12 protein-coding genes are annotated in these 14,163 nt (G+C 64.9%); 10 read left to right on the forward strand and 2 right to left on the reverse strand.

What is annotated here, in order from left to right; all coding sequences use genetic code 11:
- The first annotated feature begins 56 nt into the window (after positions 1–56).
- From E3T41_RS03500 to E3T41_RS03520, 5 genes are all read left to right on the forward strand, one after another.
- The gene (locus E3T41_RS03500) at positions 57–566 is read left to right on the forward strand and encodes an NUDIX domain-containing protein (protein WP_092450581.1); all 510 of its coding nucleotides are present in this window, start codon (positions 57–59) and stop codon (positions 564–566) included.
- Between the two features lie 65 nt (positions 567–631).
- Positions 632–1,249 (forward strand): CDP-alcohol phosphatidyltransferase family protein, encoded by a 618-nt coding sequence (locus E3T41_RS03505; RefSeq protein WP_370256991.1) that lies wholly within the window; start codon positions 632–634, stop codon positions 1,247–1,249.
- 220 nt (positions 1,250–1,469) lie between these two features.
- Positions 1,470–1,904, forward strand: coding sequence for an FHA domain-containing protein (locus E3T41_RS03510; protein ID WP_134477580.1), 435 nt, complete (start codon positions 1,470–1,472; stop codon positions 1,902–1,904).
- A gap of 29 nt (positions 1,905–1,933) precedes the next feature.
- Positions 1,934–2,626 (forward strand): MerR family transcriptional regulator, encoded by a 693-nt coding sequence (locus E3T41_RS03515; protein WP_166791490.1) that lies wholly within the window; start codon positions 1,934–1,936, stop codon positions 2,624–2,626.
- Positions 2,627–2,950: 324 nt separating this feature from the next.
- On the forward strand, positions 2,951–3,502 hold the full coding sequence (locus tag E3T41_RS03520; RefSeq protein ID WP_092450577.1) for a MerR family transcriptional regulator: 552 nt from the start codon (positions 2,951–2,953) through the stop codon (positions 3,500–3,502).
- A gap of 377 nt (positions 3,503–3,879) precedes the next feature.
- On the opposite strand, the gene E3T41_RS03525 is transcribed toward E3T41_RS03520, so the two are convergent.
- Positions 3,880–4,692, reverse strand: coding sequence for a ParA family protein (locus tag E3T41_RS03525; protein ID WP_134477582.1), 813 nt, complete (start codon positions 4,690–4,692; stop codon positions 3,880–3,882).
- A gap of 77 nt (positions 4,693–4,769) precedes the next feature.
- Between E3T41_RS03525 and E3T41_RS03530 the strand changes: the two genes are divergently transcribed.
- The 3 genes from E3T41_RS03530 to E3T41_RS03540 all read left to right on the forward strand — a co-directional run bounded on the left by E3T41_RS03530 (position 4,770) and on the right by E3T41_RS03540 (position 10,144).
- Positions 4,770–8,174 carry a pyruvate carboxylase gene (locus E3T41_RS03530; RefSeq protein ID WP_104132866.1) on the forward strand — a complete coding sequence of 1,135 codons (3,405 nt, stop codon included), beginning with the start codon at positions 4,770–4,772 and terminating at the stop codon, positions 8,172–8,174.
- Between the two features lie 35 nt (positions 8,175–8,209).
- Entirely contained in the window at positions 8,210–9,559 is a 1,350-nt protein-coding gene (locus E3T41_RS03535) for a MinD/ParA family protein (RefSeq protein WP_241991015.1), read from the forward strand.
- A gap of 93 nt (positions 9,560–9,652) precedes the next feature.
- Positions 9,653–10,144, forward strand: coding sequence for a peptide deformylase (locus E3T41_RS03540; protein WP_092450571.1), 492 nt, complete (start codon positions 9,653–9,655; stop codon positions 10,142–10,144).
- A 209-nt stretch (positions 10,145–10,353) separates the two neighbouring features.
- Here the strand turns inward: E3T41_RS03540 and E3T41_RS03545 are convergent, their stop codons facing one another.
- On the reverse strand, positions 10,354–12,186 hold the full coding sequence (locus E3T41_RS03545; protein ID WP_092450569.1) for a long-chain fatty acid--CoA ligase: 1,833 nt from the start codon (positions 12,184–12,186) through the stop codon (positions 10,354–10,356).
- A 174-nt stretch (positions 12,187–12,360) separates the two neighbouring features.
- On the opposite strand from E3T41_RS03545, the gene E3T41_RS03550 reads away from it, so the two are divergent.
- The gene (locus tag E3T41_RS03550; protein ID WP_092450567.1) at positions 12,361–13,305 is read left to right on the forward strand and encodes an ROK family glucokinase; all 945 of its coding nucleotides are present in this window, start codon (positions 12,361–12,363) and stop codon (positions 13,303–13,305) included.
- Between the two features lie 142 nt (positions 13,306–13,447).
- On the forward strand, positions 13,448–14,137 hold the full coding sequence (locus E3T41_RS03555; protein WP_092450565.1) for a 1-acyl-sn-glycerol-3-phosphate acyltransferase: 690 nt from the start codon (positions 13,448–13,450) through the stop codon (positions 14,135–14,137).
- The last annotated feature ends 26 nt before the right edge of the window (positions 14,138–14,163 follow it).

Here is a 14,163-nt window from a genome sequence, read left to right on the forward strand (position 1 = left end):
GCAATTCGCCGGCCGCCTGAATTCTTTTTGGGGTCGCAGACGGGCATGCTTAGAGCATGACTGACGGTTCTAGCGTGTCTGGTGCGGCTGCGGCCGGTGTGCCTCGTCCTGGCGTGGATCGAGATAGCGGCGACGCCTGGGTTTACAGTCCGGACGGCCGCAAATATTGGGGCCGATTCGGGGCGGCCGGTCTGCTCGTGCATCATCCCGACCGTGGGGTGTTGCTGCAGCATCGCGCGGTATGGAGCCATTTTGGTGATACCTGGGGACTACCCGGTGGCGCCCGTCACGAGAACGAAACCGCGTTCGACGCGGCGCTGCGCGAAGCGCGGGAAGAAGCGGGCGTCCCGGCCCACCTCGTGACTTTGAAATTCACGTCGCGATTCGAGCTGGGATTCTGGTCGTACACGACCGTCGTTGTCGAGGCCACCGAGGTGTTCGAGCCGGTCATCAGCGATCTGGAGAGCATTGCCCTGCGGTGGGTGCCCGCCGACGGGGTGGACCTGCTCGCGCTGCATCCCGGTTTCGCTGCCAGTTGGCCGGCGCTGCAGGCGAGACTGGGCTGACCGAACCGCCGGGCGTGGAGCGCATTGCCGTGCGGTTCCGGTCGGGCGCTCGATAGAATGCGTATGTGACAGGCCCAGTGAACGCCACGGTGAGCGATCGGGTATTCAACCTGCCCAACATGCTGAGTTTTCTGCGTCTCCTGCTCGTGCCGGTGTTCCTGGTGCTGCTGGCTCTGGGGGAGGATGCCTGGGCGCTCGTCGTGCTCAGCATCTCCAGTTTCACGGACTGGCTGGATGGCTTTCTGGCCCGCCGTTGGAACCAGATCACCCGCCTCGGTCAGTTATTGGATCCGGCCGCCGATCGCCTCTATATCTTCGCTGCGCTGATCGGCCTGGCCTGGCGCGACCTCGTACCGTGGTGGATCGTGCTCGTCGTGGTGGGGCGCGATTTGTTTCTGCTGGCTCTGGGAATCGTCCTCGCGAACTTCGGTTTCGGACCGCTCCCGGTGCACCAACTGGGCAAGGCCGCTACCTTCTGCCTGTTCTACGCCCTGCCGATGCTCATGCTGGGGCAGGCATTTCCGCAGCTGGAATGGTGGTCGCAGCCGGTGGGGTGGGCCTTCGGAATCTGGGGCGCTTTTCTATACTGGTGGGCCGGCATTATCTACGCCATTGAAGCGATGCGAGTGATTCGACTACCGAGGGTCTCCGAGGGTGTATCTTCCGATACGCTGGAGCGATAGGAGGTGCATGATGGTCGATCTTTCCGGTAGGAATAATTCCGAGGAGCAGAACGAGCACGTGCCCGCAGATCAGCCAGAGAACCCGACGACAGGCGAAGCAATGCCCAGCAAGGCGCAGTCCACCCCAGCATCGTCCAACGCGGTGTCGTCCAACGGCTCAGTGCCCACCGGCTCAGTGCCCATCGACGCCGTGTCCGGCGAAGCGACGACGGTGCACGACATGCTCAGCACCGATACGACCATGAACTTCAGCCAGGAGTTCGCCGTCCAGATCGCGTCGATCGACTCCAACGTGACCGCAGAGGAACAGGAGTCGATCGCAGCGTTGCCGTCGGGCTCTGCGCTCATGGTGGTGCGGCGTGGCCCCAATGCCGGCGCCCGCTTTCTGCTGGACGCCGATCTCACGAGTGTCGGCCGGCACCCCAACGCGGACATCTTTCTCGACGATGTCACCGTGTCCCGCCGTCACGCCGAATTTCTGCGCAACGGCACCGCGTTCACCGTCAAAGACCTCGGCTCGCTCAACGGCACGTACTACGAGGGGGAGCGCATCGAAACCGCGCGCCTCACCGACGGTACGGAGGTGCAGGTCGGTAAATTCCGCCTGACCTTCTACGCCTCCCGCCTTGACCTCGCCCACGCGGCGAGCGAATAGTGGCGGCAAGCGCCGCTCAGGCCCGGCCCGTGTCGGCGGCGAAGGCCCAGTCCCCGGGCTCGGCGCCGTTGCTGAGCATTGGCCAGGTTCTGGCACGCCTCACGCCGGAATTCGCTGATCTCACCCCGTCCAAGCTGCGTTTTCTCGAGGAGCAGGGTCTGGTCTCGCCGGCTCGCACTGAATCGGGCTATCGCAAGTTCTGTACGGGCGACGTGGATCGGTTACGGCTGATTTTGTCGATGCAGCGCGATCACTACCTGCCGTTGAAAGTTATCCGTTCTTATTTGGACGATCTGGACGCCGGTCTCTCTCCGGTGCTGCCGGGCGGAACGACCCCGGGGTCGTCGATGCTCGGCACCGTACGACGGCTCTCCCGGGAAGACCTCCTGCGCGAAGCGGGAGCATCGGCGACCCTGCTGCACGATGCCGTTTCGGCGTCGATCATCCTGCCCGCGGATTACTACGGCGATGGGGCACTGAACGTGCTGCGTGCCCTCGTGGAGCTGCAGCGCAGCGGCATCGAACCGCGCCACCTGCGTGGCTTCCGTGGGGCCGCTGAACGTGAGCTGGGTCTGATTGAGAGTGCCCTGGTGCCCCTGGCTCGGCGTAAAGACGCCTCGAGCCGGGCAAAGGCTGCCGAAATGGCGGTAGAAATCGCCGGTCAGCTCGAAGTGATTCGGGGCAGCCTGATTCGCTCAGCTCTGGGTCGACTGACCAAGTAGGTCGTAGACTGATTCAAGCACAAACCGTCGTGAAGTCGGGTGACGCCGTCGCAACGGGTGTCTTAGTCGGTGCCTGGCGCCGACACGCCAAACCGTTGGCGCGAATGTCAGGCACTTAGGCACCCGACCTCGGTACCGTAGCTAGATCGATCCACAGCAGGACGTCGTCGCATCACCAGCTGCAAGGCGCAAACCTTCAGCACTAGTTTTCTCATTAATCCTTTTGCACCACGTATCTTTTGCACCAGTTCCACACCACAGTGAATCAGGGCGCCACCGCCAGCTGAATCACCGCACCACGTAAACCCCCGAGAGGCAACCCATATGAGTGAGCTCAAGCCTGACGCTGACGCTTCGCGTTACTCGTTAGGACTGCTGTTCACCGATGGCATGCCCGAGCTCGATGAGAACTCCGGCTACCGCGGCGCTGTCGCTGCGCGTGCCGCTGGTATCAGCTATCGCCAGCTCGACTACTGGGCCCGCACCGGCTTGGTCGAGCCCACTGTGCGTGGGGCGGCCGGATCCGGCTCCCAGCGCCTCTACGGCTTTCGAGACATCCTCGTGCTCAAACTCGTCAAACGCCTGCTCGACACCGGAATCTCACTGCAGCAGATTCGCACCGCGGTCAACCAGCTGCGCGAATCGGGAATCAGCGATCTCGCCCAGACCACTCTCATGAGCGATGGCGCGAGTGTCTACCTCTGCACCTCCAACGACGAGGTCATCGATCTGGTCAGCCGTGGCCAGGGCGTCTTCGGCATCGCCGTTGGCAAGGTGCTGCGTGAGGTCGAGACCAGCCTGGTCGAGCTCGACATGCAGCCCGTCGACCCCGCCGACGAGTTGGCAGCCCGTCGCACAACCCGCAAAATCTCCTAGCAGCGCCCTCCGCGAGCGCCCACCCACAAACCCGCAGACACGGTCGGGTCGGTCGATGGTGATTTCGAGCTCGATCAGCGGATGGGGACGAGCGCAGGCACTGACGGGTCGGTCAGGCCGGTAGGGCAAGCCTGCAGTCGAAGTACTTGGTCACGCTGCGAAGCAGCCGTGACCCGCGTCGGGCGCGCCCATCCCGAAGTCGATGCGGGGGGCGGTTGTCTGCGGGGTGCGAGTTTCGCCGTTTCGGATTCCACCGGAGCAACGGCGATGTCTGAGCCGATCAGCAGATGACTGCACCCGCATCGCCCACCCAAAATCTTGTAAATCCAAAAAGCCGCGGTTCGAACTCAGCGACCTCGCAGGAGCCGAGTTTCGAACTAGTGCGCGGGAACCTCGGCGTACTCGCCGATGCGCGCCGTGCGCAGCACCCGGTCGAGCAGCTGGTCGAAGTAGCCGGCCATTTCGAGGGCACTGTCACCCGGCCAGATGTGCAGCGGCTTCGCAGCCCCCTGCGCCTGCTGCAGCGAGGTGCGCTCGGGCAGCTGCGGGCTGAGCACGAGCGGCCCGAACATGTCGCGCAGCTCCTTGATCCGGAACTGGTGCTCGAGCGACGCCGTGCGGGCCCGGTTCACGATGATTCCGAGCGGCTGCAGCCGCGGACTCAGCCCACGGCGAATTTCTTCGATCGCGCGCAGCGCCCGGTCGGCCGCTGCGACCGAGAACAGGCCGGGCTCGGTCACAACCGCAACCCGGTCGCTCGCAGCCCACGCTGTGCGCGTGAGAGCGTTGAGCGAGGGCGCACAGTCGATGAGTACGAGCTCATAGTCCTTCTCGATCGTCGAGAGTGCTTCCTCGAGTTTCCAGATATCACGGATGCTCGGGTGCGGCCCGTCGAAATTGATGGCCGAGGGGCTGCCGATCATGATGTCAATCGTGCCTGGGCGATTCCGCGTCCAACCGCTGGGCGCAATGGCGGCCCGAACGGTTTTTTCCTTCGGCGAGCTGAGCACATCGGCGACATTGAGGTGACCGGCAACCTGAATGTCCATTCCGGTGGAAACATCGGACTGCGGATCGAGATCTACGACCAGTGTCCGCACGCCGCGGGCGAAGGCTGCAGAAGCCAGACCAAGGGTCACCGTGGTCTTTCCTACGCCTCCTTTGAGGGAGCTAACGCTGAGTACGTGCATGAGTAGCAAGGTTACCTTCACTAGTGTTAGAGAACCTAACCGTTAGCTGTGCGCCCGGCTGCCCTCGAAAGGCTTGCATGTTTGAGAAAATCCTTGTTGCCAACCGCGGAGAGATTGCGATCCGTGCCATGCGCGCGGCGTACGAGCTCGGAGCCAAGACCGTGGCTGTGTTTCCGTTTGAGGATCGGAATTCTTTGCACCGCTTAAAAGCGGATGAGGCGTATCAGATCGGCGAGGCCGGGCATCCGGTTCGCGCGTATCTCGACGTGAGTGAAATCATCCGCGTGGCGAAGGAATGCGGCGCCGACGCCATCTACCCCGGCTACGGTTTTCTGTCGGAGAACCCCGAGCTGGCCGATGCGGCCGCCGCTGCCGGCATTACGTTCATCGGCCCGGGCGCCGACGTGCTCGAAATGGCCGGCAACAAGGTCACCGCGAAGGAGCACGCCATAGCGGCCGGCGTTCCCGTGCTGAAGTCGACGCAGCCGTCGACCGATGTTGAGCTGCTGATCAGCCAGGCCGACGAGATCGGTTTTCCCATCTTCGCCAAGGCCGTCGCCGGTGGTGGCGGGCGTGGCATGCGTCGCGTTGCTAAGAAGAGCGAGCTGCGTGGAGCGCTCGAAGAGGCCATGCGTGAGGCCAACAGCGCTTTCGGCGACGCCACGATGTTCCTTGAAGCTGCGGTGCTTCGGCCCCGGCACATCGAGGTGCAGATTTTGGCGGATGCGTCCGGCGAGACGGTGCACCTGTTCGAACGCGACTGCTCGGTGCAGCGTCGGCACCAGAAGGTCATCGAGATCGCTCCGGCGCCGAACCTGAGCGATGAGATTCGGGTGCAGCTCTACGCCGACGCGATCAAGTTCGCCCGCTCGATCGGCTACGTCAACGCCGGCACGGTCGAGTTTCTGCTCGACACCGTCGGCGAACGCGCTGGGCAGCACGTGTTCATCGAGATGAACCCGCGCATCCAGGTGGAACACACCGTCACCGAGGAGGTCACCGATGTTGACCTGGTGCAGGCGCAGATCCGCATCGCGGCGGGGGAGACCCTCGAAGAGATCGGCCTGACCCAGGGCGAGATCCGTCTGCGCGGTGCCGCCCTGCAGTGCCGCATCACCACCGAAGACCCCGCCGCCGGGTTCCGACCCGACACCGGCAAGATCACCACCTATCGCTCTCCCGGTGGCGCCGGCATCCGCTTGGACGGTGGCACGATCAACCCGGGCGCCCAGATCAGCCCACACTTCGACTCGATGCTCGCCAAGCTCACCTGCCGCGGCCGCGACTACGCCGCCGCCGTCGTGCGGTCCAAGCGCGCGCTCGCGGAGTTCCGCATTCGGGGCGTCTCCACCAATATTTCGTTCCTGCAGGCCGTGCTCGACGACCCCGACTTCGCCGCCGGTGACCTGAGCACCTCGTTCATCGACGAGCGTCCGGAGCTGCTGCGCGGCCGGGAGTCCAAGGACCGCGGCACCAAGATTCTCAATTGGCTGGCCGACGTCACCGTCAATCAACCCAACGGCGCGCCGCCCACCACGGTGCACCCGCGCGACAAACTGCCACAGCTCGACATCACGCAGCCGGCCCCGGACGGCTCACGCCAGAAGCTGCAGCTGCTCGGCCCAACCAAGTTCGCCGCCGACCTGCGTGGCCAGACTGCACTCGCTGTCACCGACACGACGTTCCGGGATGCCCACCAGTCGCTGCTCGCGACGCGGGTGCGCACCAAGGACCTCGTCGCTGTCGCCCCGTATGTGGCCCGGCTGACGCCGCAGTTGCTGTCGGTCGAAGCGTGGGGCGGTGCCACCTACGACGTGGCACTGCGTTTTCTTGGCGAGGACCCGTGGGAACGCCTTGCGAGCCTGCGCGAAGCCCTGCCGAACATTAACCTGCAGATGCTTCTGCGCGGCCGCAACACCGTCGGCTACACCCCGTATCCGACGGAGGTGACCGACGCGTTCGTGCGGGAGGCCACCGCCACCGGTGTGGACATCTTCCGCATCTTCGACGCCCTCAACGACGTGTCGCAGATGCGTCCGGCGATCGACGCTGTGCTGAACACCGGTACCGCCCTGGCCGAGGTCGCCGTCTGCTACACCGGCGATCTGCTCGACCCGGCCGAGAATCTCTACACCCTCGACTACTACCTGCGCCTGGCCGAGCAGATCGTCGCCAGCGGCGCGCACGTGATCGGCATCAAGGACATGGCCGGGCTGCTCCGTCCGAGCGCCGCCGAGAAGCTCGTTAGCGCGTTCCGTGAACGGTTCGACCTGCCCGTGCACGTGCACACCCATGACACCCCGGGCGGCCAGCTCGCGACGCTGCTCGCCGCGGCGCGAGCGGGTGCGGACGCCGTGGACGTGGCATCCGCTCCGATGGCCGGCACGACCAGCCAGCCGTCGGCATCCTCTCTCGTCGCCGCCCTCGCCCATACCGAACGCGACACCGGCATTTCGCTCAAGGCCACGACCGACCTCGAGCCGTACTGGGAAGCCGTGCGCACCCTGTACCGCCCGTTCGAATCGGGCCTGTCCGCCCCGACCGGCCGGGTATACTCGCATGAAATTCCGGGCGGGCAGCTGTCGAACCTGCGCACCCAGGCCGTTGCCCTCGGCCTGGCCGACCACTTCGAACTGATCGAAGACATGTACACCGCCGCGAACACCATCCTCGGCCGGGTGCCCAAGGTCACCCCGTCGTCGAAGGTCGTCGGTGACCTCGCCCTCTACCTCGCCGCGGTGAAGGCCGACCCGGCCGACTTCGAGCAAAACCCGGACAAGTACGACGTGCCGGACTCCGTGATCGGATTCATGGCCGGCGAACTCGGCGAGCTGCCCGGCGGCTGGCCGGAGCCCTTCCGTACCAAGGTGCTCGCTGGACGCAACGTGCGCGTCGGCGTCACCGAGATCACCGCGGGGGAGCGCGCCGCGCTCGAAGCCACGAGCGCCGAACGTCGCTCGATGCTCAACCAACTGCTGTTCCCGGCGCCGACCCGCCAGTTCGAACAGGTCAAGGAGACCTACGGTGACCTCTCGGTCATCGACACGCTCGATTACCTCTACGGCCTGCATCAGGGCCAGGAACACGCCGTCGAGATTGAAAAGGGCGTTCGCCTCTACGTCGGCCTCGAAGCCATCGGTGAAGCCGACGAGAAGGGCATGCGCACCGTCATGACCATCCTCAACGGCCAGCTGCGCCCCGTCTTCGTGCGCGACACCAGCATTACGGTGCAGACTAAAATCGCTGAGAAAGCGGATGCCAACCAGCCCGGCCAGATCGCCGCGCCCTTCTCCGGCGTGGTCACCCTGCAGATCGAAGAAGGCGCCCAGGTCGAAGCCGGCCAGAGCGTCGCGTCGATCGAAGCCATGAAAATGGAAGCCGCGATCACCTCGCCGATCGCCGGAACCATCGAGCGGGTCGCCATCCCGCTCACCCAGCAGGTCGATGCCGGCGATCTGCTCGTGGTGGTGCGTCCACGCTAAGATTAGGGCCGTTATCGATCAGTTGAGGATGTGCCGTGCCAGACAAACGTACTGACGACCAGAGCGCGCCCACGCGCCCCGTGTCGGCCACCGCCAAACGAACCCGGGACGAGCATCGCGGTACCGATGACCGCGGTGCGGAGTACCACAGCGAGCTGCCACCGCACACGATCGACAACCTCGCAGCCTCCCTGCCCGAGAGTTTGAGCGTTCCCATCGACGTGCCCGCCGCTCCGCGGCGGGCCGTCGCCGCGGGGGGACTGAGCACCTCCGTCGAAAACACCCGCGCCCTGCCGACCCCGGCCACCCACACCGTCGAAATCAACACGCCGGCCCCGGCCAGGGCGGCTGGCGCCAGTTCCGCCATCGAATCGCTTTCCAGAACGGATGCCGCAGCGTCGGTTCGGCGCGATCGCATCCGCTCCGAAAACAGCTCAGCCCCCGAGTCGGCGGCCATGCTGACCTCGGATCGCCTGCTCACTGTGAACCGCAAGACCCGCAAGGCGCCGCAGGGCGCCTGGCCGGAATTCATCTACGCGCTCTCGCTGCACCTGGTCAATCTCGGCGACTCGCCCAAGGTGCGCGCCTACAAGGAGATGGATGAGCGCATTCGTCGCAAGTTCGAAGGCGGCACCCGGTTCGTGCCGATCCTCACCCGCAAGGGCGGCGTCGGCAAGACCACCGTCACGACGCTGCTCGGCATGGCGCTGGCCGACGCTCGAGACGACCGCATCATCGCGATCGACGCCAACCCCGACCGCGGAACGCTCTCCGAACGCGTGAGCAAGCAGACCCGCTCGACCGTGCGCGATGTCGTCTCGAAGGCCGCATCGATCGGCAACTTCACCGATTTCTCCACGCTCGTCTCGCGCGATGAAACCCGCCTCGACATTCTTGCTTCGGACACCGACCCGCTGCTCTCCGAAGCCTTCGATGAGAACGACTACAACGTCGTCGCCGACCTGGCCGCGCGTTACTACTCGATCGCCCTCACCGACTGCGGCACCGGCATTGTGCACTCGGTCATGCGCGCCACCTTACAGCGGGCCGACTCAATCGTCATCGTCTCTGGAGGGAGCGTCGACGAGGCGCGTTTGGCCTCCGAGACCCTGACCTGGCTCGAAGCGAACGGCTACGGCGACCTCGTACGCAACGCGATCGTCGCGCTCAACACGGCCACGCAGGGCACCAACCTGGTGCGCCTCGAAGAGATCGAGTCGCACTTCCGCTCGCGGGTGCGAGAAATCGTGCGCATTCCCTATGACCCCCAGCTCGCCGCCGGCAGCGTCGTGTCCTACAAGGACCTCAGGCCGATCACTCGGCTGGCTGCGCGCACCCTGGCGGAGCTCGTCGTCGAGGGTCTCCCTGCCGACCGCAGCGCCTAACCCGACCCGCCCAGGGGATACGCTGAATCCGCTTGAACCAGTCGTGCCCTCCTGCTCAATCTGCCTCATCCGCTCACCCCGAGGAGTGTCCCCGTGCCCGAACGTCAGATCCGTCTCTTCGGGGATCCGGTGCTGAAGACCGTCTCCGACCCCATCGACGGAATCGACGACCGCGTTCGCGGCCTCGTGCGCGACCTGGTCGACAGCGTGCGCCTACCCGGCCGGGCGGGCGTCGCCGCCTCCCAGATCGGTGTCAACCTGCGCGCCTTCAGCTACAACGTCGACGGCGACATCGGCTACATCCTCAACCCCACCGTCGTCGAACTCTCCGGCGAACCCGACTTGGTGGACGAGGGCTGCCTGTCCGTTCCGGGCCTCTGGTACCCCACCAAGCGCTACCCCTTCGCCCGGGTGACCGGAATCGACCTCGACAATAACCCGGTCGAGCTCTCCGGCACCGGAATTATGGCCCAGGCGCTGCAGCACGAGACCGATCACCTCGATGGCTTTCTCTACATCGACCGTCTCGACAAGGAAAACCGGCGAGCCGCGATGAGGGAAATCCGCGAGTCCAGCTGGTTCTAGCCCCGCACCCCCGCGTACTGACCGGAGCGTGAACGCTCGGCGCTGACCCGGCATGGGCGAAGCCTCATGCCGCGTGACATGAGGGAACGGGGAAATGTTCGGCGGGGTTGCGAGTTCAAGGTTTGAGCGAGGAGCGGAGGGCTTTCCCGGGCCCGACCCGCCAGAAACCGCACTGAGCCCGACCCACGCGGACCGGGCCCAAGCTCGCCCTACTCCCGCAGCGAAATCCCTTCAGTCACCGGCGCGTTCGAATACATCGTGTCGATCTCCTGAGCGAAGTCGCGCAGAATGATGTTGCGTTTGATGCTCATCTTCGGCGTCAGGTGCCCGCTGTCCTCGGTGAGCTCGACCGAAAGCAGCGTGAACTTGCGAATCGATTCCGCCCGCGACACACCCTCATTGGCATGGTCGACCGCGCGCTGAATTTCGGCGAGCACGGTTTTATTGACGGATGCCTGTTCCAGCGTCATTCCGGCATCCTCTTGATGGTTGTTCAGCCAGACCGGCAGCATGTCGGGGTCGAGGGTGATGAGCGCTCCGATGAAGGGCTTCTGGTCACCGACGACGATCACCTGTCCGACCAACGGGTTCGCCCGGATCGGGTCTTCGAGGGCGGCCGGAGCGACGTTCTTGCCGCCGGCCGTGACGATGATCTCCTTCTTGCGCCCGGTTATGGTGAGAAAGCCGTCGGCGTCGAAGTCGCCGATGTCGCCCGTTTTGAGCCAGCCGTCGTCGAAGGTGTCTGCCGTGGCCTGCGGGTTCTTCCAGTATTCCTTGAAGACGTTGACGCCCTTGACTTCGATCTCACCGTCGTCCATGACGCGCACTGAAACGCCGGGCAGGGGCGGTCCGACCGTGCCGATTTTGGCCTGAGTGGCCAGGCCAACGTTGGCGGGGGCGGTCGTTTCGGTCAGGCCGTAACCCTCGAGAATGACGATGCCGAGGCTCTTGAAGAAGTGGCCGAGGTGGGCGCCGAGCGGGGCCGAGCCGGAGACCGCCCAGACGACCTTTCCGCCCATGGCAGCGCGCAGCTTGCTGTAGACCAGCTTGTCGAACAGGGCGAACTTGATCTTCATGCCGAGCGGAATCGACGTTCCCGCCTGTACGAGCTTGGAATGCTCGACCGCGACGTGGGCTGCGGAATCGAAGATCTTGCCTTTGCCACCGGCCACGGCCTTCTGCTGGGCCGAGTTGTAGACCTTTTCAAACACCCGCGGCACGGCGAGCAGAAAGGTCGGTTGAAAGCTGCCCAGCGCTGCCAGGAGGGTTTTGGTGTCGGCCTGGTGCCCCACGCGCACCCCGGCGTGCACGCACAGCACCGAAATGAAGCGCGCGAAGACGTGGGCGGTCGTGATGAAGAGGAGGGTTGAGGCGCCCTCCGGGTGCACCAACACCTCTTTGAGTGCGACCGCTGCATTGCGGCTGGTCTCGAGGAAGTTCGCGTGGGTGAGCACGCAGCCCTTGGGCTTGCCGGTCGAGCCGGACGTGTAGATCAGGGTGGCCATGTCATCGCCGACAGCGAGGTTGCGGCGGCGTTCGATTTCGGCGTCGGTGATGTCAACGCCACCGGCTACGAGCTTGTCGAGGTCCCCGAGATCGATCTGCCACACGGAACCAATGGAGGCGAGTTCTGGATGAACTTCATCGAATCGGGCGAAATGATCGGCGGTCTCGACGATGACGGACGTGGCGCCCGAGTCGCTGAGGTTCCACTGCACCTGGCTGGGGGAGCTGGTCTCGTAGACCGGAACCAGAATCGCCCCGGCAAACCAGACCGCGAAGTCGATCAGGGTCCACTCGTAGCGCGTCTTGCAGATCAATCCAATCTTGTCACCTGGCTCAATGCCGGCGGCGACGAGGCCCTTGGCCAGCGCGACGACCTGGGCGTGGAATTCCTTCGTGGTGACGGGAAGCCACTGGCCGTTTCGCGGCAGAGAGAACAGAACGAGGTCTGGAGTCGCAGCGAGGCGGTCCATCAGGAGGTCGGTGATGTTGGCGCCAGGATCGGCGGGAACAACGGCGGGCATATCAAACTGTTTCACGGCAACTCCTTTGGTACCGGCTGAACGTGCCAACTGCCCAGCGCCTAAGAATTCTTAGGGTGAGCGGGTGTTTCGTCCAGCGGCAAACTGGTTTACTACACTCTAGAGGGTGTCCTGCACAGCCGCCCGGCTGACAGGCACCGCTTCCCGAATGCCCCAAACGAAAGGTGCCCCGTGCACGCCATAGGTATCGATATCGGGGGCACCAAGATCGCCGGAGCGCTCGTCGACGAAGCGGGCACGATCATCCGCTCTGAGCGCACGCCGACCACCCCCGGCAACCCGCGCGAAATTGAAGACGCCGTCGTGGCCATGATTCAGAGCCTGTCCGAGGGCGAGAACATCGTCGCTGCCGGTGTTGCAGCGGCCGGGTTCATCGATTCTGCCCAGTCGACCGTGTATTACGCGCCGAACATCAGTTGGCGTAACGAACCGTTCCGCGACAAGCTCGAGGCGCGCCTGGACCTGCCCATCATCATCGAGAACGACGCCAATGCCGCCGGCTGGGCCGAATTTCGCTTCGGCGCCGGACGCGCCTACACCGACATGGTCACCCTCACGATCGGCACAGGGGTGGGCGGTGCGATCGTGACCAACAACGCACTGTTTCGCGGTGGATTCGGCGCGGGCGCTGAACTCGGCCACCTACGCGTCGTTCCCGACGGTTTGGCCTGCGGCTGTGGCGCTCACGGTTGCCTCGAGCAGTACGGCTCCGGCCGGGCACTGCTGCGCATCGCCAATGATTTTGCGGATGCCGGCGGCATCGGCCTCGGTTTGGCTGCTGCCCGCGAGCGGCGCGGCAAACTTACCGGCAAAGAGGTCGGACGGCTAATTCAGGACGGCGACGGTGGAGCCCTCGCTGCGCTGCGCCAGCTCGGCGGCGCGCTCGGGCAAGGCTGTGCGAGTCTGGGCGCTGTGCTCGACCCGCAGGTCTTCGTGTTCGGCGGGGGAGTCGCCGCCGCCGGCGAGCTGCTCCTCGAGCCGATCCGGGCGGCCTACCTCGAACACCTTCCGGCCCGCGGGTATCACCCGGAGGCCGAGTTCGCCATCGCCCAGCTCGTCAACGACGCCGGCGTCGTCGGTGCGGCAGACCTAGCCCGACTGCACGCCGTGCGCTGAGTGGGCGTCGAGCGGGCGCTCAGCAGGCCTGGCGCGCGGGTGTGGAAGACCGCGGCGGTGACCGGTCTGGTCTGGCCGCGCGCGGCATCCGCTTGGATAGCGCAGGCGGACTAAGCTTTCCCAGCAGGATGAAGGAGTGCGAATGTTCTATTGGATCATGAAGAACATCGTCATCGGCCCGCTGCTGCTCTCGCTGTTTCGCCCCTGGATCATCGGTCTGGACCACATTCCGAAGACCGGCCCGGTCATTCTGGCCAGCAACCACCTGTCGTTTATCGACTCGGTTTTTCTGCCGCTCGTCGTGCCGCGCCGCGTGGCTTTCCTGGCCAAAAGCGACTATTTCACCGGCAAGGGGCTCAAGGGCTGGGCAACGCGGCAGTTTTTGACCGCGGCCGGGCAGCTGCCGATTGACCGCTCCGGCGGCAAGGCCTCCGAAGATTCGCTCAATACCGGCTTGCGTGTCCTGCGGGATGGCCGAATTCTCGGCATCTACCCAGAGGGCACCCGCAGCCCGGACGCCCGCCTGTATCGGGGACGCACCGGTGTGGCACGCATGGTGCTCGAGTCGGGCGTCACGGTCATTCCGGTCGCCATGATCGACACCGAGAAGGCCATGCCCACCGGAACTCGTATTCCCCGGGTGCGCCGAATCGGAATCGTGATCGGCAAACCGCTCGATTTTTCTCGGTTCGAGGGCATGGAGGGCGACCGGTTCGTGCTGCGCAGCGTCACCGATGAGCTCATGTACGAGCTGCGGCAGCTGAGCACGCAGGAGTACGTGGACGTCTACGCATCCTCCGTCAAAGAGAAGCGGGCCAGTCTTTCGCGATAGGCTGCCAGAAGTGCTGTCTGCGCCGT

This window comes from Cryobacterium sp. Hh38, assembly GCF_004403235.1.
In the GTDB taxonomy this organism is placed as follows: domain Bacteria; phylum Actinomycetota; class Actinomycetes; order Actinomycetales; family Microbacteriaceae; genus Cryobacterium; species Cryobacterium levicorallinum.